The organism is Streptomyces sp. NPDC051104 (genome assembly GCF_040682835.1).
Classification (GTDB): domain Bacteria; phylum Actinomycetota; class Actinomycetes; order Streptomycetales; family Streptomycetaceae; genus Streptomyces; species Streptomyces cynarae.
This window is the reverse complement of record NZ_JBFBBS010000021.1, coordinates 1-21331: the sequence shown is the minus strand read 5'-3', so window position 1 is coordinate 21331 and position 21331 is coordinate 1. Positions and strand designations below refer to the sequence as shown.

The 21331-nt window shown below is 69.2% G+C and carries 23 protein-coding genes, 4 pseudogenes and 1 riboswitch; of the genes and pseudogenes, 10 read left to right on the top strand and 17 right to left on the bottom strand.

The genetic code is table 11. The features are described 5' to 3' along the window. The first annotated feature begins 21 nt into the window (after positions 1-21). Positions 22-1191, top strand: coding sequence for a hypothetical protein (locus AB0N14_RS25390; RefSeq protein WP_366027998.1), 1170 nt, complete (start codon positions 22-24; stop codon positions 1189-1191). A 2326-nt stretch (positions 1192-3517) separates the two neighbouring features. Here AB0N14_RS25390 and AB0N14_RS25385 read toward each other — a convergent pair. The 4 genes from AB0N14_RS25385 to AB0N14_RS25370 all read right to left on the bottom strand — a co-directional run bounded on the left by AB0N14_RS25385 (position 3518) and on the right by AB0N14_RS25370 (position 5103). Further along, complete coding sequence (locus AB0N14_RS25385) at positions 3518-3766, bottom strand: hypothetical protein (protein WP_366027997.1); 249 nt, start codon at positions 3764-3766, stop codon at positions 3518-3520. A gap of 217 nt (positions 3767-3983) precedes the next feature. Beyond that, on the bottom strand, positions 3984-4274 hold the full coding sequence (locus tag AB0N14_RS25380; RefSeq protein ID WP_366027996.1) for a hypothetical protein: 291 nt from the start codon (positions 4272-4274) through the stop codon (positions 3984-3986). Between the two features lie 2 nt (positions 4275-4276). After that, complete coding sequence (locus AB0N14_RS25375) at positions 4277-4537, bottom strand: hypothetical protein (protein WP_366027995.1); 261 nt, start codon at positions 4535-4537, stop codon at positions 4277-4279. A 5-nt stretch (positions 4538-4542) separates the two neighbouring features. After that, positions 4543-5103, bottom strand: a complete 561-nt coding sequence (locus tag AB0N14_RS25370) for a DUF5994 family protein (RefSeq protein WP_366027994.1) — start codon at positions 5101-5103, stop codon at positions 4543-4545. A gap of 304 nt (positions 5104-5407) precedes the next feature. Here AB0N14_RS25370 and AB0N14_RS25365 point away from each other — a divergent pair, with 304 nt between their 5' ends. Beyond that, positions 5408-5887, top strand: coding sequence for a DUF5994 family protein (locus tag AB0N14_RS25365; protein ID WP_366027993.1), 480 nt, complete (start codon positions 5408-5410; stop codon positions 5885-5887). A 24-nt stretch (positions 5888-5911) separates the two neighbouring features. On the opposite strand, the gene AB0N14_RS25360 is transcribed toward AB0N14_RS25365, so the two are convergent. The 6 genes from AB0N14_RS25360 to AB0N14_RS25335 all read right to left on the bottom strand — a co-directional run bounded on the left by AB0N14_RS25360 (position 5912) and on the right by AB0N14_RS25335 (position 8660). Further along, positions 5912-6334, bottom strand: a complete 423-nt coding sequence (locus tag AB0N14_RS25360; RefSeq protein ID WP_366027992.1) for a YjbQ family protein — start codon at positions 6332-6334, stop codon at positions 5912-5914. Positions 6335-6632: 298 nt separating this feature from the next. Beyond that, a complete protein-coding gene (locus AB0N14_RS25355) occupies positions 6633-6875 on the bottom strand; it encodes a hypothetical protein (RefSeq protein ID WP_366027991.1) in 243 nt (80 codons plus the stop codon). A 343-nt stretch (positions 6876-7218) separates the two neighbouring features. Beyond that, positions 7219-7473: a hypothetical protein gene (locus AB0N14_RS25350; RefSeq protein WP_366027990.1), complete on the bottom strand. Its 255-nt coding sequence runs from the start codon at positions 7471-7473 to the stop codon at positions 7219-7221. After that, entirely contained in the window at positions 7470-7910 is a 441-nt protein-coding gene (locus AB0N14_RS25345; protein WP_366027989.1) for an HK97 gp10 family phage protein, read from the bottom strand. Before AB0N14_RS25345 ends, AB0N14_RS25350 begins: the two co-directional genes overlap by 4 nt. Continuing rightward, the gene (locus AB0N14_RS25340; protein ID WP_366027988.1) at positions 7894-8292 is read right to left on the bottom strand and encodes a hypothetical protein; all 399 of its coding nucleotides are present in this window, start codon (positions 8290-8292) and stop codon (positions 7894-7896) included. Before AB0N14_RS25340 ends, AB0N14_RS25345 begins: the two co-directional genes overlap by 17 nt. 122 nt (positions 8293-8414) lie before the next feature. Beyond that, the gene (locus AB0N14_RS25335) at positions 8415-8660 is read right to left on the bottom strand and encodes a hypothetical protein (RefSeq protein ID WP_366027987.1); all 246 of its coding nucleotides are present in this window, start codon (positions 8658-8660) and stop codon (positions 8415-8417) included. Between the two features lie 355 nt (positions 8661-9015). Further along, positions 9016-9132, bottom strand: a riboswitch (SAM riboswitch). Between the two features lie 195 nt (positions 9133-9327). Between AB0N14_RS25335 and AB0N14_RS25330 the strand changes: the two genes are divergently transcribed. Further along, the gene (locus AB0N14_RS25330; protein WP_366027986.1) at positions 9328-10449 is read left to right on the top strand and encodes an IS630 family transposase; all 1122 of its coding nucleotides are present in this window, start codon (positions 9328-9330) and stop codon (positions 10447-10449) included. 29 nt (positions 10450-10478) lie between these two features. On the opposite strand, the gene AB0N14_RS25325 is transcribed toward AB0N14_RS25330, so the two are convergent. The 3 genes and pseudogenes from AB0N14_RS25325 to AB0N14_RS25315 form a co-directional block, all read right to left on the bottom strand. Continuing rightward, positions 10479-11366 carry a TIGR03619 family F420-dependent LLM class oxidoreductase gene (locus tag AB0N14_RS25325; protein WP_366027985.1) on the bottom strand — a complete coding sequence of 296 codons (888 nt, stop codon included), beginning with the start codon at positions 11364-11366 and terminating at the stop codon, positions 10479-10481. A gap of 220 nt (positions 11367-11586) precedes the next feature. Continuing rightward, positions 11587-11766 (bottom strand): annotated as a pseudogene (locus AB0N14_RS25320) (hypothetical protein); the annotation flags it as partial. A gap of 45 nt (positions 11767-11811) precedes the next feature. Beyond that, entirely contained in the window at positions 11812-12687 is an 876-nt protein-coding gene (locus tag AB0N14_RS25315; protein WP_366027984.1) for a helix-turn-helix transcriptional regulator, read from the bottom strand. 105 nt (positions 12688-12792) lie between these two features. Here AB0N14_RS25315 and AB0N14_RS25310 point away from each other — a divergent pair, with 105 nt between their 5' ends. From AB0N14_RS25310 to AB0N14_RS25300, 3 genes and pseudogenes are all read left to right on the top strand, one after another. After that, the gene (locus AB0N14_RS25310; RefSeq protein ID WP_366027983.1) at positions 12793-13491 is read left to right on the top strand and encodes an SDR family NAD(P)-dependent oxidoreductase; all 699 of its coding nucleotides are present in this window, start codon (positions 12793-12795) and stop codon (positions 13489-13491) included. 148 nt (positions 13492-13639) lie between these two features. Beyond that, positions 13640-13786 (top strand): annotated as a pseudogene (locus AB0N14_RS25305) (transposase); the annotation flags it as partial. A gap of 89 nt (positions 13787-13875) precedes the next feature. Continuing rightward, positions 13876-14433, top strand: a complete 558-nt coding sequence (locus AB0N14_RS25300; protein ID WP_366027982.1) for a hypothetical protein — start codon at positions 13876-13878, stop codon at positions 14431-14433. Between the two features lie 556 nt (positions 14434-14989). On the opposite strand, the gene AB0N14_RS25295 is transcribed toward AB0N14_RS25300, so the two are convergent. Beyond that, positions 14990-15787: a maleylpyruvate isomerase family mycothiol-dependent enzyme gene (locus AB0N14_RS25295; RefSeq protein ID WP_366027981.1), complete on the bottom strand. Its 798-nt coding sequence runs from the start codon at positions 15785-15787 to the stop codon at positions 14990-14992. 426 nt (positions 15788-16213) lie between these two features. Between AB0N14_RS25295 and AB0N14_RS25290 the strand changes: the two are divergent. Further along, positions 16214-16765: pseudogene (locus tag AB0N14_RS25290) on the top strand (IS5 family transposase); the annotation flags it as partial. Positions 16766-16784: 19 nt separating this feature from the next. Here AB0N14_RS25290 and AB0N14_RS25285 read toward each other — a convergent pair. The 3 genes and pseudogenes from AB0N14_RS25285 to AB0N14_RS25275 all read right to left on the bottom strand — a co-directional run bounded on the left by AB0N14_RS25285 (position 16785) and on the right by AB0N14_RS25275 (position 18377). Beyond that, positions 16785-17210 carry a DUF6093 family protein gene (locus tag AB0N14_RS25285; protein WP_366027980.1) on the bottom strand — a complete coding sequence of 142 codons (426 nt, stop codon included), beginning with the start codon at positions 17208-17210 and terminating at the stop codon, positions 16785-16787. A 38-nt stretch (positions 17211-17248) separates the two neighbouring features. Continuing rightward, positions 17249-17428 (bottom strand): annotated as a pseudogene (locus AB0N14_RS25280) (IS701 family transposase); the annotation flags it as partial. A 187-nt stretch (positions 17429-17615) separates the two neighbouring features. Then, positions 17616-18377 carry an alpha/beta hydrolase gene (locus AB0N14_RS25275; RefSeq protein ID WP_366027979.1) on the bottom strand — a complete coding sequence of 254 codons (762 nt, stop codon included), beginning with the start codon at positions 18375-18377 and terminating at the stop codon, positions 17616-17618. 1063 nt (positions 18378-19440) lie between these two features. On the opposite strand from AB0N14_RS25275, the gene AB0N14_RS25270 reads away from it, so the two are divergent. The 3 genes from AB0N14_RS25270 to AB0N14_RS25260 all read left to right on the top strand — a co-directional run bounded on the left by AB0N14_RS25270 (position 19441) and on the right by AB0N14_RS25260 (position 21283). Next, the gene (locus AB0N14_RS25270) at positions 19441-19962 is read left to right on the top strand and encodes a site-specific integrase (protein ID WP_366027978.1); all 522 of its coding nucleotides are present in this window, start codon (positions 19441-19443) and stop codon (positions 19960-19962) included. Between the two features lie 57 nt (positions 19963-20019). After that, positions 20020-20367 (top strand): tyrosine-type recombinase/integrase, encoded by a 348-nt coding sequence (locus tag AB0N14_RS25265; RefSeq protein ID WP_366027977.1) that lies wholly within the window; start codon positions 20020-20022, stop codon positions 20365-20367. A gap of 118 nt (positions 20368-20485) precedes the next feature. Further along, positions 20486-21283, top strand: a complete 798-nt coding sequence (locus tag AB0N14_RS25260; RefSeq protein ID WP_366027976.1) for an IS5 family transposase — start codon at positions 20486-20488, stop codon at positions 21281-21283. The last annotated feature ends 48 nt before the right edge of the window (positions 21284-21331 follow it).

Sequence of the window (21331 nt, the reverse complement as noted above, 5' to 3'; positions counted from 1 at the left end):
CTGTCGGTAGTCTGCACGGACGTGAGCGAGTACCAGTACTACGAGTTCCAAGCCATCGACCGACCGTTGACGAAGGTCGAGCTCGAAGGGGTGCGGGCGCTGTCGAGCCGGGCCCGGATCAGCGCGACGCACTTCGTCAACGAGTACCACTACGGCAACTTCCGCGGCGATGAGCGCAAACTGGTGGAGCAGCTGTACGACGCGCACCTGTACTTCGCAAACTGGGGCTCGCGGCGCCTGATGCTGCGCCTGCCCACCACCCTGCTGCCCGCCCGCGGCGCCGAACCGTACTGCGCGGAAGACGCCTTGACCTGCTGGACCAGGAACGGGCACCTGCTGCTCGACTTTGCCTACTCGGCCGAGGACGGCGGCGAGTGGGACTTCAAGACCTCCTTCACCCTCGCCTCCTTCACCGCTCTGCGTGCCGAACTCGCCGCGGGCGACCTGCGTCCGCTCTATCTGGCCTGGCTCTCCGCGCTCACCCGCTGGGAGCTGGAGGAGGACGTCGACGAGGACGAATACACCTCCACCGTCGAGCCGCCCGTCCCCGCCGGCCTTGCCCGACTCACCGGCCCGCAGCGAGCCTTGGCCGACTTCCTTCATGTCGACCCGCATCTGCTCACTGCGGCTGCCCGCGCCAGCGATGCCGCTCCTTCCCAGGCAATCGACAAGGACGCGCTCGCCGCCTGGATCCGCGCCCTGCCACCACGCGAGAAGGACGCCCTGCTGCTGGACGCGGCCCTGGGCACTGCCCCGCAACCGGGCCCCACTCTGCTGGCCCGCCACCGCGCCGCGTCCCGTGGTACGGCCGGACCGTCCACCGCCACCCGGCGCCGCTCAGCCGCGGAGCTCCTCGACGCCGCCCACGAGGTGCGCAGCGAGCACACCCGGCAGCAAGAGCAGGCCCGTGCCCAGGCCCGCCGGGCCGAACAGCGGGCTCGCGAGAGCCACCTGGACCGCCTGGCCGAGAACACCGAGCAAGCCTGGCAGGACATCGCCAACCTGATCGGGCAGAAGCAGCCCGGCCCCTACGACGCCGCCGTCACCCTCCTGAAAGATCTCCGAGAGGTCAACGACCGGGCGGGCACCCCCGAGGAGTTCACCCGACGCCTGCACGACCTGCGCGAACAGCACCGCGGCAAGTCCTCGCTGATGCGGCGCCTCACGGACGCCGGCCTGACAGCCCGCTGAGGCGCGCTCAGATGTGGTCGCGTGGTCCCCTCGGCCAGGAGGCGGAGCGCGGCGAGGGCGGCTGGGCGGCCGGTGGCGGACAAGGAGATCGGGGCGTCGATGGACCGTTCCCGCTGGTCGAGGTAGCAGAGTTCGCGACCGGTGTGCCAGAACCTCCACAGCAGCCGCTCGGTGTCCTTCACCTCCATCGCGGTGCCGTCGCCGTGCGTGAAGCCCGCGGCGAGCACCGGATGGACGGCATCGCGCAGGTCCTCGCGGAACCGGGGCTCCGCCCACAGCGCGCCCAGGGCGCACTCGGCCACCTGCCGATCCGCCGCGGTGGTGCCGAGCCAGGCCAGCGCGGCCGTGCGCTGGCGCAGCTGATGGTCCGCCAGATGGGCACGGCCAGCGGCCGAGAGCTTGAGCATGCGATGACGCTTGGCCACCAATCGGTGGGTACGGGCGAGTTCGTGCAGGCCGGCCAACTGGAACAGGTCCGCCTCCGAGCGCGGCCCCCTACCGATCGGGTACCAGTGCGGGTAACGGACGAACGCGGCTGACACCAGTTCCCGCGGCAGGTAGCCGGACTGGGTCAGGGTGACACCGTCACCGATCTGCTCCAGCAGCCACCGCAGCGGCTCAGCCGTGTCCACGGGTGCCGCGGCCGACTCCTCCAGGGCAGGCAGGACGGCGACGAGCAGGGCGCAGCGCTCAGCCGGGGGCGCTGCGGCCCACAACTCGCGCCGTTCGCGGCGGACGACCTCCAGCGGGACGCGGCCCTCGAACACGGGCTGCGCAGTGGTGAGCCAGTGCTGGACGAGCCGTCGGCGCGCGGCCGGGAACGTACGCGCGTCCGGGTCGAGCTCGCCCTCGTCCAGAGCCTGCTCCAGTCGACCTTCGAGGTTGGCACGGGCCGGCGATCCTGGATGCCCATGACCTGCCCCCAGCTCAGCTCAGGTACATCCGGCGGGGTCGTGGGCGAGGCAGCCACGGCCTTGCGATAGGCCGCGAAGCCCGCCTCCTCGGAGCACTGCCAGGCCGCCAGCACCTGGGCGGTGGTCGCGCTCGCACACACCGCTGCGGCCCGAACGCGGCCGCCTTTGGTCAGCAGGTCGGCCAGGACGGCGACGGCCCGCTGCTGCTCACGCGCGCCCGCGTGCCACTTGCGGGGCAGCTCGTACCAGCAGAAGCGTTCGACCTCGGCCGCCGAGAGCGCGACGAGCGGGTCACCGTCGGGCACCAGCCAACCCAGCAGGCGCTGCGCCATCGCCTCGTCCGCCACCAACGCCGTCCCCTCCGCCGCACTCCGGCCTACCTACCGATCCTCCCACGGACGGGGGTCCCGTCCGTGGGCGACGCTGCGGCGTGAACCTCACCAGTGACGTCATCCCTCGGCAACCAGGGTTGCCCCCAGCCTGTCGGAACAGCACAACCCCTACGCCGCCGACCACCCTTCCCAAGACACCCGAAACCCTCGCCTCCCCCAGTGGCGGCAAGGCGTTTCCGACGAGCCGTCACGCACGCTTGTCCACCGACTGTCCACCGGAGCGTCTGCCTGCATAGTCATCCGAGGGGCCCAATACACCAAAACACCTGGTCAGAGCCTTATCACGGCCCGCTGGCAACAACGAGCGAACCCGCGACCGACGCATTGCGATGCACAGGCCGCAAGTGTCCGACCTGCCCGAATTCCGAGGTCAGCGAAAACAGAAAACCCCAGGTCAAAGGCCCGACCCGGGGTTCACTATGGAGCCGCCTTCGGGATTCGAACCCGAGACCTACGCATTACGAGGTCGCCAGAGCGTGACCCTGGGTTTCGTTACCCATCCCCGCCTTACCTGTCTATGCAGGTCAGCGGCCATGCACCGTGTCGATCCGCGAAGATCGTTCACCGGGTTTCACTTTCCTTCCGGCCACACCCTGGCCACACGCTGGCCCCCCCGGCGGCCACACGGCCACCAGCGGGACGGGCCACCAGTTGAGCGCCGTGCGGGAAAGCGTCTCCAGCGCATCGCCCTTGCGACGCAAAGAGGCCCTACCCCGCCGGGGGTAGGGCCTCTCGTGGCCATCTCACGACCAGTCCAGGGGCCGCGAGGACAGGCTATCCGCTCACGCTGATCTGCGGGGCGAGTCCGTACAGGACGCTCGGGCGGATCTCTGGCGCTTCGACGTACCCGCACCCCCGGCAAGGGGTTCTCGGTGGCTGGACGGCCTCAAGTGGGTGCCCGAGCTGGGTGACGTCTCCGCGTTCGGCTCGGTCGGTAGATCTCGTGTGGTCGCTCCCGCGTCGTGGCCTCGTTCCAGCAGTCGGGGGTATGACGTTTTTTGTTCGGCCCTGTTCGGGCCGCTATTCGGTAGTGCCGCGGCAGAGGCCCTCGACGCGGAACCACAGGCCCGGGGCGTAGACCGCATGGATGGCGGCTTGTTCTCCTCTTGTGACCCGGAGGATTCGCAGGGCCCCGCTGGGAAGTACGTCGTATTGGTAAGTGGTCTCGGATTTCTCCTCGACGGTGTCGTGGTAGGAGATATCCGCCCTGCGCTCGTTCGCGTATTCCTTTGGCGGCCGATTCTCCACCAGCTTGATGAAGACGCTCATGGGCCCAACGGTACGGTCCTTTCGTGGGTTTCGCCCTCCGGGCGAGGGGAGGTCGCGGCGTCCGCTGGCTGGGGCCCTGCTCCTGTTCACGGCAGCCTGGCAGGGGGTGGAGCTTCCTTCACGCAGGGTGAAGCCGGGCAAGTCCAAGTGGCGATTCACCGATGCTCCTCGGGCCGCTGACGTGGGGGCTTGTGCAGGGCATGCGCTGCACGGCTGTTCAGACGTCGCCGTGCTGTGGGCGGTCGGCAGCCGAAGCCCGGCTGGTCACCAGCCAGGATCGCGCGGGTTCGGCGGGATGCGTGGTGTCCACGGTGAGATGGAGCCGGGTACCGCCTTCGCGGCCGGCCGGGTAGCTGCGTTGTTCGGTGGAATCGAAGCAGTGCCGGAGGACTTCCGCGACGCGGCGAGCGGTCTCGGGGGACGCGGCGACGACGCGAATGTCGGCGCACCCCGCCGGGGGCACCGGATCCGCTGGTGCGGGGGTGGGCGTGGCGTGTGCGGACGTCATGTTCACCGCCTCCGCCCGGAGAAGATCCGGCGGTGTTTGCGGTCCCCGTGCGGTTGTGCGCGGCGGTTACGGGCGACGAGGGGGCCGGCGGGGTCGATGGTCGACCGGGGCCGCTTCCGGCTTCTGCTGTCGCGCCACGGCAGGACGCCGCTGTAGTGGAAGCTCGCGATCCTTTCGTCGTGCTGGGCGTTGAGCCGGCGGATCAGAAGGGCTCCCACAGCGATCAGGCCCAGGATCAAGGCCAGGGTGACGGCGATCTCCACTGCCCTCACATCCCTCGGGCGGAGCGCGGAGGCCCGGTCGGGTTCCGGGCCGGTGATGGCGCGGTTCCACCCTCGGTCTCCCATTCCTCTTCGCGGTCCCGTGACTCCGCCGCGTCGTCGGCCGCTCGCTCGTCCTCCATCAGCCTGCTCGCGGTGAGGAGGCCTCCGGGGGTGGTCGCGGCGGACATCAGCCTGGCGGCCGCGGCCGGGTTGGTCTCCGGCGGGATGATCAGCAGGTCCAGGCGGTCCGCAGTGTAGGAGAACACGAGGAGCTTGTGCGGGTCCTGCTCTTTCGTGAACCACCCCACGTGCACCGTGTGTCCGGTGACGGGAACCTTGCGCGGGATCACGGGCCAGAAGGCCGGATTCACCGTGACGTGGGTGACCCGCCCCCAGGAGTGGTCCAGCCTCTCCGCCAGTGCGGGGAGCTCGCGGGAGAGGTCACGCGAGCGAGGCCACCAGGAGCCGTCCAGAAGCCCCGGCGCCGTTCCTGGCGTCAGGGACAGGCGAGCGGGCGGCGAAGGGGCATGCTCGTCGGTGGTCGTACGGTCGGTGGTGGCAGCCATGATGCGAACCTGCCCCCGGGCGTCGTCGGCCCGGCATTGGGACTCGCCCGGAACGACACCCGCATGGAGGCCGGTGTACGAAGCGTTCCCTGTTTCTTCACCCTACTCCGGCGGGCGGGTCCACAGGCCCCGCGCGACCAGGCAATCTTGCGGGAACGCGGGCGTACGGGGGCGGTCCTGTGGGCGACCCCGCCGCCGGCCTGCGGAGTACGGTGGGGTTACTACGAACGCTTCGCCGGGTGCTGCCGGCCTTTTCCGGACGACGAGCGAATGCGCGGAACTCTCGGAGACGGGCGAGCACACCATGGCCGGTTCCGACACCCCACGCCTTCCCGGGCTTCTGCCGGATGCGATTCACCACGCCGTGAGACCTGGGACGGCGCTCCTGCGGCTGGAGACGACGCAAGAGCGCGGGGGAGTCCTGGACGGCGCGTGGTGGCCGCGCTCCCGCGACATCCATGCCGAGCTTCCCGGTCTGATCACCGCCCTGACCGAGCACCTCGGGCCCATCATGCGCGTGGGCCTGGACGGGAGTGCCTGGGAGGAGCCGCTCCCGACGCGGCTGACCGTCGACGACCGGGTTGTGCGCATCGACTCCTTCCCTGTCGGTGACGACACGGTCCTCATCAGCCGGGGCGACAACGATCACTTCGCCCTGCTGGTGGTCCCGCCCGACGCGGCACCCGACGCGGCACGGGCCGCAATGGCCAGAGCCGTACGGGCCGACAATGTCGCCCAGGCCGAACAGATCCTCATCGACGCCGGCAGCATTCCGCGGACCTGAATGCTTGGGCAGCGCGGCGTACGGTCAGCCGAGGAAGGACAGCCGGACCTTTCGGTCGGGGGTGTCCCGGCCGGTGGTCACCAGAACGACGGACTGCGAGGTCCCCAGCTCCAGCTCACCGCCGACCACGGGCAGCGTGGCGTGGGGCGGGACCAGGGCCGGGAGCATGTGATCGCGGCCGGGGCCCGCACCGCCGTGGCGGTCCTGCCAGCGGTCGTCCGCGCGAAGAACCTCACGGAGGGCCGCCAGCAGGTCATTGTCACTGCCGGCCCCGGTCTCGATGACGGCCAGGCCGGACGTCGCGTGCGGGGTGAAGACGTTCAGCAGTCCGTCTCTCCCGTGAGCAACCTCCCGGAGGAACGCGGAGCACGCGTTCGTCAGGTCGTGCATAGTTTCGGCGGAGCCGGTTGTCACGTCGACAGTGCGGGTGGTGAAGGTGCCAGTCATGGTTCACCAGTACCCGCTGGACAGGAGCAGTGCTGACGGCTGGGCGGGTTGTTCCGCCGGACTCCGATCACCGAAGCCGCCCCCGCCGCCCTGCCGGGGGAGCCGCCACGTGGTGGGAGATCACCCAGGCCGAGATGATGTGCCCTTGTTCTGCCTGGTGGGATCACGTCCCACCGGCTGGAGCGCCTGACCAGGTAGGACATGTCTTTGTCGGCGCCGTCGAGCAGCTGCTCGGCAGTCAGGTCGCCCAGTCTTGGCATCGCGTTCTCTTCGTGGTGTGGGTCGTCGAGTGCGGGGGTCAGGTGGTGGTGCGGCGGACCATGCGCTGCTGGGTGGGGTCCCAGTCGCACTCGGCGTAGAGGCGGTTGAGGTCGGGCATGGGCTCCCGGTCGGGGCCGAGGTTGATGAGGAAGCCGTACTCGATGCACTCGGCGTCGCCGGGCCAGTGGCCGGTCCAGCGGGTGTTGCAGGCGTTGCCGTGGTGGCCGCAGCCGAGGCGCTGGAGGCCGGTCTCGGCGCAGCGGGCGACGTCGCACGGCACGCTTGTCGGTCTCGTCGCTCGGGGCGGTCCCGGCCACGATGTAGGCGGCGCGGCGCTCGCACACCGTGTCCGAGGCGCCGAGCTGCTGCTGCAGGGAGCGCGGCCGTCTGGCGTCGACGTCGTGCGCGGCCGTCCACAGCGACGGTGTGCCTGCTGTGGATTCCACAGGCTGAGCGGTCATCAGGTACCCCAAAGGTCTGGGGCGGGCCGGGCCGCCTGGCCCGGCCCGCGGGGTCGGCTGGGACGCCGTGGTGGGCGCCGTGCCGTACGCGCACGAGCGGCCCGTGATGGTCTGCAGCATCGACTGCACGGCGAGGGCCGTCTGCCGCTGCGATACGGTCACCTACTCCTCCTCTCCATCCACGACCCTGGCCGCGGTGACGACCGCCTGAATGTCGGCCAGCGCGTACTGGTGCATCCCCAGTTCGTCCCAAACCGGCATGCTCGCGGGCGTCGACCCGCGCAGCAGGCCCAGCTCCCCGCTGTCCTCGGCGATCAGCTCGACCACGAACACCAGCCGCGACACCAGGCCGAAGCCGTGGGCGTGCATCACGCCGGCCACGGCCTGCTGCAGGTCCTCCGCGAGGGTGCTGCTCACTCAAGCCCCCCATCAGCGATCCGGCCCAGCGCCTGCACGAACAGCGGCTCGATCGTCGCAACAGCCGGGCCGACGTGCGCGTAGGGCGGCTGGTCGTAGACGCGGCCCAGACTGTCCGCGCCGACGAACCCGTACTCCAGGCGCCTGGCCTGCGGCTTGTTCGTGCCGACCGTGCCGGTCACCACGCCGGCGGCCACATGCACCTCGTGCGTCCACGAGCGGCGGTAGTCACCCGTGATCACGTTCGGGCCCGGCCTTCCTGAGGCGTTCGCCTTGATCTGGGTCTCCAGCAGCATCGTGTAGTGCCGCACCAGCGACAGCGCCTGCGGCAGCACCCGGTCCGCGCGTCCCTCCAGCATGGCGGCGATCACGGCGGCGTTGCTGTACGCGCCCGCCCGCGGGTGCGCGTTGGGGTGCGGATTACTCGGGGACGGCATCGGCCACCTCCGGCTCGAACCTGCCCAGTGCCCACTCCTGCAGCAGCTGCAGCATGGCCCGGGTCAGCTCGTGCGGGCCGCCGTCCATCAAGTCGTGGCGGGCCAGCACCTGCCGCTCCAGCTCGCCCGCATCGATGGCGCCGAGGAACGCCGCCGCGGCAGGTCCCGGGTCCGGCGCCTCACCGACAACGACGTGGGCCAGGCCCTCGAAGTCGTCCTTCACCAGCGGGGACAGGTACAGCACCAGCACCGCCGGATGCTGAGCGCGCTGGCTCAGCTGATACCCGCCCACATAAGAGGAGATGTCTCGGCCGTCGAGGACCACCGTGCCAGCGGCCTGGTCGGCGCTGATCCGGACCTGACGCAGCTGCTCATCGTCCATGCCGATCAGCCTACGGACCGGCACGGACAGCTGGCCGGGCCGACGAGGCGGCCCGAACCAGCACTACACGGGCGTGTACAGGGGGAACGACCAACGGCTCGCGGACCGGCGGTAGGGCCTGGTTACGGCCCCGATGCCGAAACGGTGGGTTGCGGCTCTTCGCCAGTTGACTTCGACCCGTCTCCCATCCCAAAGAGGAAGCTCAGAACCAGGATGGTGGTCGCCACGGCTGCGATAGCGGTGGCCAAGTCGCCCTTGGCTTGTGGACCGGCATGGCTATCACGGCTGTGCCGATACACGATCATCCCGATGAGACAGCTGAGTAGGACAACGACGGCGTTCTCGGCAGAGAACTGCAGGCTGATCATGGAGGAGGCCCTTTGGACTCGGGGCCCGCCCTACCACAAGAGTGCCGGGTCTCCGCTCTGCATCTGCCTATCGCCTGACGCAGGGCTAGGGTGCCGGTTCTGCCCGCGCCTTGGCGTGTGACGTCGCTTGCTCCGTTGCTTCAGCCCGTAGCGGGCCTCAACTCTGTAGGTCATGGACGGCGACAGCGGCGGAGGCGGGCAGGGTGAACTCCCGTGAGAGGCAGGCGAGGTCATGCGCACACCGCAACAGGGCGGCTTAGCACAAGAATTGGTGAATAGGGCGCGTTTGACGCCTTATCGCACTCGCTTGCTTACGAGAACCACTCCTTGAGGACCAGGACCCCCACCAGGCAGGGGTCCGCGCTTGCCGCAGACCTCGCTGCCTACGGCCTGGTCTTCACCCGGGGCACCCTGCCACGGACGGAGGGTTGCCGGACAACGGGCCGGGGCCGAATCGCTGTCACTCGTGACCTAGTCGGTAGTGTGCCAGGTGATTGCGGCGACGCAACCAATGTCCGCATGGCGGACCTGCTTTTAGGCCATGCCTGCCGCCTCGCGCATGCGCTTCGCGGGGCTGCTGCTAATGCTCTGACCGCATAGGTTCGCCGGGTTCGTGGTCGTGGCGGTTGGATGTGGGGTGATGTCCGATCCGATCGCTGGAGGTGCGGTGGCCGAACCTGTCCGTGTGCGCAGACTGACCGACCAGGAGGGGCAGAAGCTGCAGCAGATTGTGCGCCGGGGCAGCAACAACTCGGTGCGATACCGGCGGGCGATGAGGCTGCTGGCCTCGGCCGGCGGCAACCGGGTGCCCGTGATCGCAAAGCTGGTGCAAGCCGACGAGGACACCGTCCGCGACGTGATCCATCGGTTCAACGAGCTCGGCCTGGCCTGCCTGGACCCTCAGTGGGCGGGAGGCCGTCCCCGCCTGCTCACCCCTGACGACGAGGACTTCGTCTTCAGGACGGCCACCACCCGCCCGGTCAAGCTCGGCCAGCCTTTCACCCACTGGTCGCTGCGCAAGCTCGTCGCCTACATGCGGAAAGTCCACGGCCGGGTCATCCGCATCGGCCGCGAAGCATTACGCCGCCTGCTCGCCCGCCGCGGGATCACCTTCCAGCGCACCAAGACGTGGAAGGAGTCCCCTGACCCCGAACGTGACGTCAAGCTCGACCGGATCGAGGAAGTGCTGGACCGCTTCCCGGACCGGGTCTTCGCCTTCGACGAGTTCGGCCCGCTCGGTATCCGCCCCACCGCGGGTTCGGGCTGGGCCCAACAACGGCGTCCCCATCGGCTGCCCGCCACCTACCACCGCACCCACGGCGTCCGGTACTTCCACGGCTGTTACTCGGTCGGCGACGACCGCCTGTGGGGCGTCAACCGCCGCAAGAAGGGTGCCGCGAACACGCTGACCGCGCTGAAGTCGATCCGCGCCGCCCGCCCGGATGGCGCACCGATCTACGTGATCCTGGACAACCTGTCCGCCCACAAGGGCACCGACATCCGTCGCTGGGCGAAGAAGAACAAGGTCGAGTTGTGCTTCACCCCGACCTACGCCTCCTGGGCGAACCCCATAGAAGCCCACTTCGGACCGCTGCGGCAGTTCACCATCGCCAACTCCAACCACCCCAACCACACCGTCCAGACTCGCGCCCTGCACGCGTACCTGCGCTGGCGCAACGCCAACGCCCGCCACCGCGACGTCCTGGCCGCCGAACGGAAGGAACGCGCCCGCATCCGCAGCGAGAGAGGCATCCGCAGGGGCGGACTCCCCCTCGCCGCCGCGGCCTGAGCGACCCGGCCATTCTTTCCGCGCTCGCCTCAGGCGAGTTGTGGCGCGACCTCGGCTGCGATCCATTCCATCGCCTCTTCGACATGCTCAGCCGCGACGGGCAGCCACAGGGTGCAGGCAGTGAGTCCCGCCTCGGCGAGCTGCCCGAGGTCGTCGGTGATGCTCGCTGCGGTGGGCGTGACGCCGCCGAGTGGCCGTCCCGGTGGTGGTACGGCCGCGGGGACGCCGGGCGGGGTGAGGAATGCAGCCGAGGCGAGGATGAGGCGGTCGGCCTCCCCTGCGTCAGTTGCGAGTTCGTGCAGACGGCGTCGCACGTCGGTGACCTCCGCGGGATCGGCGCCGGTGCCGTACCAGCCGTCGCCGAACCGCAGCGCGCGGCGTAGGGCGGCGTCGCTGTGGCCACCGACCCACACGGGCGGGCCACCAGGGGTGACCGGAGGAACTCCCAGGTGCGCGGCGCGCAGCGTTGTGAACGGCCCGTCGAAGTCTGCGGGGCGCCGGGTCCACAGGGCCCTGGCCGCCGCGAGGTGGTCGTCGGTGCGTGCGCCGCGCTCGCGGGCGGGTACGCCGACAGCATCGAACTCGTCCGAGTTCCAGCCGGTGCCGACGCCCAGGATCAGACGGCCACCGGACACGACGTCCAGGGTGGCCACCTGGTTGGCGAGCACCACCGCCGGGTAGTACGGCGCGACGAGCACGGACGTCAGCAACCGTAGGCGCGTCGTGGCGCCCGCGACGGCCGACAGCAGCACGAGCGGGTCGGTGTCGAGGCCGAACCCGCTGTCCAGGAGTCGGTTGCCGACCGCGACGTGGTCGAAGCCTAAGTCCTCGGCACGGCGCGCAGCACGGAGCACACTGCCTCCGTCGTCGAGCGGCCAGCGCGGCTGGAGGGAAACGCCGAGGAGCAACAGGGGCATGGGGTGACCTTTCGGTGGCGGTCCGGTTGTGGCGACAGGACGATCACCGACAGCCCTGTCGCCACAACCCAACTCCCGTACCGCCTCGATTCATCCCACTTGGAGGCAGCGGTCGCCCATCGGGGCGTGCGCAGGGTCCGATGCCTCACGGCATCTTCGGCGTGCACACAACCCGGTGAAGCTTCCCGGTCAGAGCACTAGGGCGCGTATCGAGTCGTGATCAATGGGCGGTCCGGGTGAGATCTTTGATCCCAATCATCGAGGCGCGCAGGTGTAGGCCGGCGAGGTAGTGGTCTGGGATCTTGTCGTATCGGGTGGCGACGCCTCGCCAGGCCTTGAGCTTGTTGATGACGTGCTCGACGGTGTTCCTCTCCTCGTAGAGGTCGGCATCGTGATTCAACACTCGCCACGCACATGCAGCCGGTCGATCGACGCGCAGGTCGGATCAGTTGTGCGTGGTGGCCGGTGGGCCGGCGATGGCGGTGAGCCGGAACTTGGTCTCGTCCTCGCTGCCGGGCGCGGCGGTCATGATGACGATCTTGAGCTCGGAGTCGCCGTCGGTCAGGACGTCACAGTCCACCGTGATCGGGCCCACCGACGGGTGGTCGATCGTCTTGTGGTCCTCACGGTGCGCGGACACCTCTCCGGTAGCCCATAGCTCGGCGAACCTCCTGTTGCCCGCGTTCAGATCGCGGATCAGCGCGGCCAAGCGGCTGTCCTGGGGGAAGCGGCCGGTGGCGCGGCGCAGGTCGGAGACGACGGCGGCGTCGGTGGCGTCGCGGTCCGCCTCGGTCACTTGCCACAGCGCGAGCTGGGCGGGGCCGACGTCCACCGGGAACCTGTCGCGCGCGAAGTTGCGCAGCCGCGACGGCGAGGCGGAGGGGTCGCCCAGCAGGGCGGCCCACCCACGATTCCACCACACCAGTTGCCAGTCCGCCGCGAACACGGCAACCGCCACGTCCCCGAGGCGGGCGAGCACCCGCTGCACGCCGGGCGGGAGATGATCAGAGATCGCGCCGTCCACCGGCGGTACAAGCTGGGCCAGCCGGTACAAGTGGTCCCGCTCGGCGGTGGACAGATGCAGGGCGCGCGCCAGGGACGCCACCACCGACGCTGAGGGTGTCGTGGCCCGCCCCTGTTCCAGGCGCACGATGTAGTCGACCGATACCCCGGCCAGGTCAGCCAGTTCTTCGCGCCGCAGCCCGGCCGCCCGGCGCCCGCGGGCCACCGGCAGCCCAGCGGCCGACGGGGGCAGCCCGTCCCGCCACGTGCGGATCATCGCGCCCAGTCCGGTTCCGGGTGTCGTCGACATGATCTCCATCCTCCTGCATCCCCGGTCGTGCGTGTGGGCGCGAGGGTGGTATTGGTCTTCCTACCGTCGAAGCGTCCCTGGTCCGCCTCCCTCCTCGGGACCAGTATCGAACGCATGACGATCACCTTCATCACCGGAGCCAACAAGGGTCTCGGCCGCGAGACCGCCCGCCGCCTGATCGAGTGTGGCCACACCGTGCTCGTCGGAGCGCGCAACCGCGAGCAGGGCGAGGAGGCCGCCGCTGCGCTCGGCGCACGCTACGTCCCCATCGACGTGACCGACGACGCGTCCGTGGCCGCTGCGGCCGCGAACGTCGCCGACCACGAGGGCAGGATCGACGTCCTGATCAACAACGCTGGGGTGCACGGCCCCGTCGGCGATCCCAGCGACCTCACCGCCGCCGACGCCTTGGCCGTCCTCGACGTCAACGTCATCGGCGTGGTCCGCACCACCACCGCGTTCTTGCCGCTGCTGCGCCGCTCGGACGACCCTGTGATCGTCAACGTCAGCAGCGGCATGGGCTCCCTCGCCCTCACCCACGACCCCGGTCGGCCCGAGTCGCACGTCGTCGCGCCGCTGTACACCTCCTCGAAGGCGGCGCTGACGATGTTGACCACGCAGTACGCCAAGGGGCTGAAGGGCATCCGCGTCAACGCCGCCGACCCCGGCTACACCGCGACCGACCTCAACGGTCACAGCGGCCCCCAAACCGTCACCGAGGGCACGGACGCGATCGTCGCCCTCGCCACCGAGGAGCCCGGCGCTGGCACCGGACGCTTCGCTTCCCGCCATGGCGAGATCGCCTGGTCCTGAAACCGGCCGCGCCGGATCAGCCATTTCAGGCGACGAGGACACCACGAAGGTTGCAGTATTCGGGGTGGCGCCAGGGCGCAGATCGCATCGTGATCAATCTGCTGGGATTCGCCCTCACGGCAGGGCCCGGACCGGTAGATCTTCTTGCGTGACGCGGGTGCAACTGACGGACGTCGAATGGGAGTTCATCGGGCCATACCTGCCCATCGGCGCGTACGGCCCCTACCCCGAGCGGTTGCGGCAGCAGTTCGAGGGCGTGATCTGGCGGTTCAGGACCGGCGGGCAGTGGCGGGAGATGGGCGGAATGTCCACGGAGTTTCGACAGCACTGCCCGCCTGGTGGACCGACTGGGTCGCGCTCGGCTTACTGACGTACGTTCGACCCATGACGCACGCCCATGCACTCCCTCCCGGTGGCCCCGTGAGTGGCTGGTGGGCCTACCTAGAAGAACGGACCCGCCGGGAGGTCGATGCCGACGTGCTGCGTGACCACCGGGTGATGGCGGTCAAGTCTGTGTGGGAGGCCCTGCACCCACTGGGGTTGGGCCTGCATGAGGCGGAGCAGGTGGTCCACACGCGCTACGAAGCCCTCGGCGAGCGCGTGCAACGAAGGCAGCCGGACCCTCTCGACATCCCTTCGCTCGCAGCTCGCGCCGCGGCCCTCCGGGGCCGTGTTGCTGCGATCGAGGCTCTTTGGGACGGCGACACCGTCCACGACTGGTTCGTGGTGCTGGTCGCCGTCCTGGACGACCCAGTCGGGGAAGGCCACCTGGCAACCGTCCACCGCCGCCCTGGCGGCTCCCTTCCTGGCACCGCAGCCGGCGAGGCCGGCCAGGCTCTGGCCGACCACCTCAAGGTGCCATTCCACTTCGCTTCCCCGAACGTCCCCGATGATGAAGCCCCTCGCTGGCGGACAGTCCACCGTCTGACCGAAGGGTCCTGATCGAAACCCTGCGTGGATCCCGGCGACGCCGGGAGTGAGGAGGCCGCGTGGTGCCTCCCGTTCTCCTGAACATCGCCCCAGGGCCGATCCGGCTGCCTCTGATGAGGCTCTTCGAATTTCCCCACCAGCCGCTCAGGTGCTGGCCAGACATGCTCACTTGGATTCCCCACGCTGGAACAGGCGGTGGGTACACCGATGGCGAGAGCGGCGGTCGCCGCTGCGCGGGTTGGCGAGGAGAGCAGCTACCTATCGCCTACCTGACAAATGATCATCTGGCGGGTTCGTGGGACCAGGAGCGCGGCCAGGGGTCGGCCTCGACGCAGAACCGCCGGCTCGCTGGATACGGAGAGCGAGCCGGTCGGCGGTTGCCCGGCTATCGATGTACTCGTCTCTGATCGTGCGGAGGTCGTGAGTTCGAGCTCTGACCAGGTAGACGGTCGGCTTGGTGACGCCCCGAGGCCGCCTCGCGGGTTTGAGACCGGTGCTGCGACTGACGAACCTGGTGAAGAGTCGTGTCCTACCGGCTCGAGGCGCGGCCAACCGCCCCCGCTACGTCCTACTCCTCCGGCTCCCAGGCGCGGAGCAGGTCGAGCAGCCCTGCGTCTCCGTCAACGTGCAAGGAGTCCGCGGGGATACGGTCGTACAAGTAGAGGACCAACTCACTGGCTGTGCCATGGATGGAGGCGCCGGCTGCGTCCGAGTCCTCGCCGGTCGCGGCAGTGGGCGCGGGGATGCGGGTGGAGCGTGCTCCGTCGCCGTCGACTGTGAGGCGCCAGGAGCGGCCCTCGGCGGTGTGGAAGTCGAAGGCCGTGGGCTTGTGCGGCCAGGCGCTGGGCGTCGCGACGCAGGTGAACAGGAACTCCTCGACACCGTCGAGTGCGACCTCGGCCGGCAGCGGCTGCGGGGCGCCCGCGGCGAGCTGGGCGTCGTAGGTGTGCACCGCGCTCTCCTGGACCCGGTGCCGGGCGACTCCGCCAGAGGTCCGCGGCGTCTGCAGGGCACTCCACCACGCCCAGCAGCCGGCGTCCGGTCCTGCCTCGCGCAGGGCGCTCAGCAGAAGCTGCGTCGACGCGGCCAGCCAGGCCAGCAGGGCCTCACGCTCCCGCGGCACTTCCAGAGCGGCGCGCGCAGCGGTGGCCTCGGCCGGGGGAGCGTCGGCAGGCCCCGCGCCGACGATGGCGGCCCAGTAACGGTCTCCCCCACCCAGGTGCTTCACCAGATCGAACAGCGTCCACCCGGGGCAGGTCGGCACCTGTGCGTCGAGACTGGGCGCGGCGGCGACCGCGGTGCGGAAGGCGGTCGACCGTTCATCGATCAGTCGCAGCAGGTCAGGGAACTCAAGATTCTTTTCCACGCCGGATATCTATCACCGTGCTCCGGTGATCGGGCAGCGATTTTCACAGTCGCCGCCGGTTGGCCATTGCGGACGTCGTCCTCGCCTCCCACCGCTCGGGTGACCAGCGAACGCGACCGCCTCCAGGTGGAGCGGGACCGCCTCACCGGGGGCGACGTGCCGCCGGACCCTACGGGGATGGGCGACTCCGGCCTTCGATGCACGCGCAACCAAGTGGGGAATCGAGAGCGGGCCTGGCCGTTTTCGCAGATCCTCATCACCTCCCGAGATGGTGAACAACCGCTGCCGGAACTCGAACTCGTGAACAGAACCACCTGGCGAGGACGTCATCACCGCACTGGAGAAGGCTGCCGCCGAGGAGGAGAAGGCGAGGGCAAGGGGGGCAGCCTCAAAAAACAAAACGGGCAGGACGCCGAAACGGATCCCGGGCGGGAAGAGCGACGACGTGTCCGGCGCCGGCGCAAACTCCGGCTGAAGGCCGCCCTCCTCGGACGCTCCAGAGGTGGGCAGACCAGCAAGGTTCACCTCGCCGCCGACCGGAGGTGCCGCCCGCTGGCGTTCGTCCTGACTGCGGGACAGGCCGCCGACAGCCCGCAGTTCATCCCCGTCCTGAAGAAGGTCCGGGTGCATGGGCCCGGCCGTCCCCGTACCCGGCCCGGCGCGGTCGCCGGGGACAAGGCGTACTCGTCCCGTGGCAACCGCACCTACCTGCGGAAACGCCGTATCAAGGCGGTTATCCCGGAGAAGAAGGACCAGGCCGCCAACCGGAAGAAGAAGGGCAGCAGGGGTGGCATGCCTGTCAGCCACAACACCGAGCTCTACAAGGAACGGAACACTGTCGAGCGCGCGATCAACAGGATGAAGGCATGGCGAGGCATCGCCACCCGCTACGACAAGGCCCCGGGGAGCTACCTCACCGGCCTCCACCTCCGCGCCTCGATGATCTGGATCAAGGACCTCACGCGAGCCACTCCTTGATCACGACCCGATACGCGCCCTAATAGCGGGTGGTTGCCTGCGTAGTCTCGTCCATCCACGTGGTGCGGACCACCGCCAGCGTGTTGGCGTCGGAGATGTCCAGCACCCGCCACACCCGGCCCAACAGCCCCTGATCTGCTGTGGCCTCCGTGACCCGCACACAGTCGTCGCGGGACGCCAGCGGCGCCTCCAGCGGCGTCAGCAGCCGGTACCGATCGCGCGCATCGTCCGGGTACGCCTGCCCCAGCAAGGGCTGCGCGAAGACGGGCCCGCCGGCGGCGAACACCGCGCCCAGGCCCTCCCACACGATGACGTCGGGGCCTGGCTCGTACTCGCCCGTGTCCTCGTTCAGGACCTGCGGGCCGGGCCGGAAGATCTGAACGGTGTCCACCATGATCCGCTTCATGACCGGTGCGAGGGCGGCCAGCGAGATAGGGCCGCTCATGTGTTCGAGCCTAGTACTCCAGCTGTAGATCGTGATCTTCATGTCTGTGATGCGGCTTGTCGTCGGTAGTGGCTGGTGCGTGATCGCTGCTGATGGCGGCGGCGCCAGTCGGACCAGGCGAGCCGGTGGGCCGTGTCGTGGAGAGGCTGGACGACGAGGGTGATGAACAGGCGCTGGATCTCGTTGCAGGTCAGCGGGACCAGGCCGTCGGGTGTGGGCCGACGGGCGTGTGTTTGTAGGCACCTCATTGGGCTCCACTGCACGGATCAGATTTGGCTCCGCGGCGTAAGAAGTTGATCTGGCACCACCCCGGTCATGGCGGATCCGTCATCTGGGTACGCACCCTCAACCCGGGGCCGCGGTTGCGGCGCCCGGCCGGCGAGCCGGGTGCCGCAACCGCTCATCTCAGGCCGCCGCGGTGACCGCTTCGCCCAGGTGCCGGGCGAAGAACCGGACCGCGCTGTCGGCCTCGAACCTGGGCAGTTCCTTGTGCTTGCCTGCGTTGGCGTGCAGCGTCTTCTCCTTTGAGGCGAAGGCGTCGAACAGCGCGAGACCGGCCTCGCGCGGGATGTGCTCGTCGTCCCACTGCATGTCGAACTCGATCGGGATGGTGATCTGCTTCGCCTTCTCGGCCAGGACGTCGGGCCAGTGCTGGCCGAAGACCGCGGCCGTGATCCGGGGTTCGGCTGCCACGAACGGCACGCCGATCGCGGTGCCCATGTTGATGCCCCAGTAGCCCACCGGTCCGTCGGTGCCGATCTCCGGAAGTTCCTGGAGGACGTCCAGGGTTGCCTGGTACTCGGGCACGGCGAGTCCCGCCAGGTGGTCGTTGTAGCGGACGACGATCGGGCCTTCCGGCTCGCCGGCCGCCCTCGCCCGGAACAGCTGGGCGATCTCTTGCTCGTCGTGCTCCGTGCGCGGCCGGTCGCCGTGACCGGGCGCGTCGATGACGGCGACATGGAAGCCGCAGCCGGTCACGAGGAGGTGGGCCCGGCCGGCCATCGCCGGGTGCTTCTTGTGGTTGCCGCCGCCGTGGCCCATCAGGACCAGGGGCGCGTGATCGGCGCCGGAAACCGGCGACCAGAGAACGCCGGGAACATCGCCCACGGTGAAGTCGCGTTCAAGCATGTCGCTTGACGACGACTCGGCGGTGAACTTCAGAGACATGAGGTGTTGCCTTTCGGAGTGCCTTGTAGTCGAGGCGCTCCCGGCGACACCTAGGTCAATCGCCCGGCCGTGACGGGAAGGGGGAGCACCCACGTCGATACAGCGTTCATGGGTCTCACCTCCTCGGGCGGTGTCACGGGCAACTGCAAGCTACCAGCTCGATCATCGTCCCTCCAACCCTTTTCCCTGCGACGGGATCACAACTCCAGACAGGCTTTGGTTTGCCGGGTTGCTCTGCAAGACGCTGTTCTGAGCGGGCCGAGAGTCAGGTCTGCGACGTGCCCTCTTTGGAGTGAATGCGCTGCTCCGTCCGCCCGGCGACGGCAGGGTTTGTGCATCGATCACGGTCATGTCGGAAGCCGTGTTGCTTGATCACGGTCCTGTCGGGAGGCCGGGATGGGGTTGTCGCGGACGGAGCTGTTCGCTGCGATCCGGCGGGACAAGCGTCTCGATCCGGAGATGTCGCAGCGGGCACTCGCGGAGAAGTACGGAGTGCACCGCCGGACGGTGCGGCAGGCGCTGACCTCTGCGGTCCCGCCGCCGAGGAAGAAACCGGCGCCGAGGGCCACGGTCCTGGATCCGGCCAAGGCATGGATCGACGCGATGCTGCGGGAGGATGCGACCGCGCCGCGCAAGCAGAGGCACACCGCCCGCCGCATCCATCAGCGTCTGGCTCAGGAGTACGGCTTCGACCAGGCGTCGTACTCCACGGTCTGCGACTACGTGCTGGCCAGACGCCCGCAGATCGAGGCCGAGGTACTGGAGGGCCGCCGGCATTTGACGGGCATGGTCCCGCAGGTCCATCTGCCTGGTGAGGAAGCCGAGGTGGATTTCGCCGATGTATGGGTCCGCCTGGCGGGCGAGGTCGTCAAGTGCCACCCGTTCACGCTGCGGCTGTCCTATTCGGGCAAGGCCGTCCACCGTGTCTACGCCTCGCAGGCCCAGGAGTCCTTCATGGAAGGACACGTCGAGGCGTTCAACGTCCTGGGCGGTTATGTGCGTGACAACTCTTCCGCGATCTCGTGTTGCCCGTCAGGATGGTCGCTCCCGTCGAGGAGCTCGGATGGCCTGGCAGCCACAGTTGGTACGACGTGTCGATGCCGCGGGAAACCCTGTGGCGTCGCTCGGGCACGCCCTGGTCGACGACTACTTGGAGTTCGTGGCGGCACGCTGTCGGCCGAACACCCTGCTGGCCACCGCCTACGATCTGAAGGTCTTCTTCTCGGTGGTGCCCAAGGAGCCGGCCGACGTCGTCACCGCGGACATCTTCGCGTTCATCACCGAGCAGAAGAAACCGCGGCGAGGCCCGAAGGTCGGCCGGCTCGAAGACGGTGAGGCGGGTCTCTCGGCCAGGACCATCAAGCGCCGACTCGCCAGCATCTCGGGGCTGTTCGGCTACCTGATGACCCGCGATGACCTGGCCGTTGATCGCAACCCGGTGCCGACGGGGCTGGCCAACCGCCGTCGCAGCGGCAATCGCGGGGCACCGCTCCTGCGCACGCCCCGAACCCTCCCGCGCGTTCTCGGACCGGGCGAGGTCGAATTGGTCCTCGGTTCGCTGAACACCGCCGGGACCGGGCCATGATCCTGACGATGCTGCTGGGCGGACTGCGCCGCTGCGAAGTCCTCGGTCTGCGCCTGGGTGACCTCTCCGGGTGAGCTTCGGGTCTTCATCAGCGAGGGCAAGGGCGGGCACCAGCGCCTGATACCCGTCTCCGCGCAGTTCTTCAGCGCGGTCGGCGACTACCTGGACCGCGAGCGTCCGCCGGTCGGGCACGACCGACTGTTCGTGGTGTTGCGCGGGCCGACCCGTGGCCGGCGGCTTTCCGCCGACGGCCTGGACGAGATCCTCGACGGCGTCCGGAAGCGCACCGGACTGCCGAAGTTGACCTGCCACCAGCTCCGCCACACATGCCTGACCCGGCTGCGGGAGGCGGGCATGGCCCTGGAGGCGGTACAGGCTCAGAAGCTGTTGTCGTTCCGATCTTGAGGGATGCGCTTCGAACGGGAGTCTCGATCGGGTGGTCGCGGACGGTTGGGCGCATACGAGTGGGGCCTCCTGAACAGCTCGTTGGTGTCTAATCACCGAGCAGCAGCAGGAGGCCCCGGTGCCGCAGTCTTCCGTGTCGATGCCCTGGCAGTCCACTTCGGTCGCCCTGGAGTGTGACTGTCTGGCTCACCGGTTCGGAAACGCCGTCGACAGCGGGGTGCGTGAGCGCCGCTATTCGACCGACATGTCTGACGAGGAGTGGGCCCGGGTCCGGCCGCTGCTGCCGGTGCCGGGCTGGATGCGCGGCCGGGGCGGGCAGCCGGAGGCGTACTGCCACCGCGCGATGCTGGACGCGATCCGCTACCTGGTCGACAACGGCGTCAAGTGGCGTGCCATGCCTGTGGACTTCCCGCCGTGGGATCGGGTGTACGCGTTCTTCCGGCGCTGGCGCGATCATGGGCTGGTCAAGGAGTTCCACGACCGGCTGCGCGCCAAGGTCCGCGAGAGGCTGGGCCGGGATGCGGAGCCGACGGCCGGGGTGATCGATTCGCAGTCGGTCAAGGCGGACGCCGTCGTCGGCGCCGACAGCCGCGGCTACGACGGCGGCAAGCAGATCAACGGGCGCAAGCGGCACGTCGTGGTGGACACCCTCGGCCTGCTGCTGGGGGTGATGGTTACCGCCGCGGATGTCGGCGAGCGCACCGCCGCTCAGGTGCTGCTGGCGCGGGTGGCCGACGCGCACCACCGCCTCGCCCTGGTCTGGGCCGACGGCGGCTACACCGGCAGCCTCGTTGAGCACTGCCTGGCCGCGCTCGCCCTGGTGCTGGCGATCGTCAAGCGCAGCGACGACCAGAAGGGCTTCGTGGTGCTGCCCAAGCGGTCCTACCTTGTTCGTGGGTTGGACGGGCCGTCGTAAGGTCCAGAGACCCAGAGACACCGGGTATGGCTTCCAAGCGGTTGCCCT

What these genes read in the sequence shown, in the direction of transcription:
- AB0N14_RS25325 (WP_366027985.1), bottom strand. Translation starts at nt 11,366, where the DNA reads ATGCCCCTGTTGCTCCTCGGCGTTTCCCTCCAGCCGCGCTGGCCGCTC.
- AB0N14_RS25310 (WP_366027983.1), top strand. Translation starts at nt 12,793, where the DNA reads ATGACGATCACCTTCATCACCGGAGCCAACAAGGGTCTCGGCCGCGAG.
- AB0N14_RS25285 (WP_366027980.1), bottom strand. Translation starts at nt 17,210, where the DNA reads ATGAGCGGCCCTATCTCGCTGGCCGCCCTCGCACCGGTCATGAAGCGG.
- AB0N14_RS25345 (WP_366027989.1), bottom strand. Translation starts at nt 7,910, where the DNA reads ATGCCGTCCCCGAGTAATCCGCACCCCAACGCGCACCCGCGGGCGGGC.
- AB0N14_RS25300 (WP_366027982.1), top strand. Translation starts at nt 13,876, where the DNA reads ATGACGCACGCCCATGCACTCCCTCCCGGTGGCCCCGTGAGTGGCTGG.
- AB0N14_RS25365 (WP_366027993.1), top strand. Translation starts at nt 5,408, where the DNA reads ATGGCCGGTTCCGACACCCCACGCCTTCCCGGGCTTCTGCCGGATGCG.
- AB0N14_RS25340 (WP_366027988.1), bottom strand. Translation starts at nt 8,292, where the DNA reads ATGGACGATGAGCAGCTGCGTCAGGTCCGGATCAGCGCCGACCAGGCC.
- AB0N14_RS25380 (WP_366027996.1), bottom strand. Translation starts at nt 4,274, where the DNA reads ATGACGTCCGCACACGCCACGCCCACCCCCGCACCAGCGGATCCGGTG.
- AB0N14_RS25370 (WP_366027994.1), bottom strand. Translation starts at nt 5,103, where the DNA reads ATGGCTGCCACCACCGACCGTACGACCACCGACGAGCATGCCCCTTCG.
- AB0N14_RS25385 (WP_366027997.1), bottom strand. Translation starts at nt 3,766, where the DNA reads ATGAGCGTCTTCATCAAGCTGGTGGAGAATCGGCCGCCAAAGGAATAC.
- AB0N14_RS25335 (WP_366027987.1), bottom strand. Translation starts at nt 8,660, where the DNA reads ATGATCAGCCTGCAGTTCTCTGCCGAGAACGCCGTCGTTGTCCTACTC.
- AB0N14_RS25275 (WP_366027979.1), bottom strand. Translation starts at nt 18,377, where the DNA reads ATGTCTCTGAAGTTCACCGCCGAGTCGTCGTCAAGCGACATGCTTGAA.
- AB0N14_RS25315 (WP_366027984.1), bottom strand. Translation starts at nt 12,687, where the DNA reads ATGGAGATCATGTCGACGACACCCGGAACCGGACTGGGCGCGATGATC.
- AB0N14_RS25270 (WP_366027978.1), top strand. Translation starts at nt 19,441, where the DNA reads ATGGCCTGGCAGCCACAGTTGGTACGACGTGTCGATGCCGCGGGAAAC.
- AB0N14_RS25360 (WP_366027992.1), bottom strand. Translation starts at nt 6,334, where the DNA reads ATGACTGGCACCTTCACCACCCGCACTGTCGACGTGACAACCGGCTCC.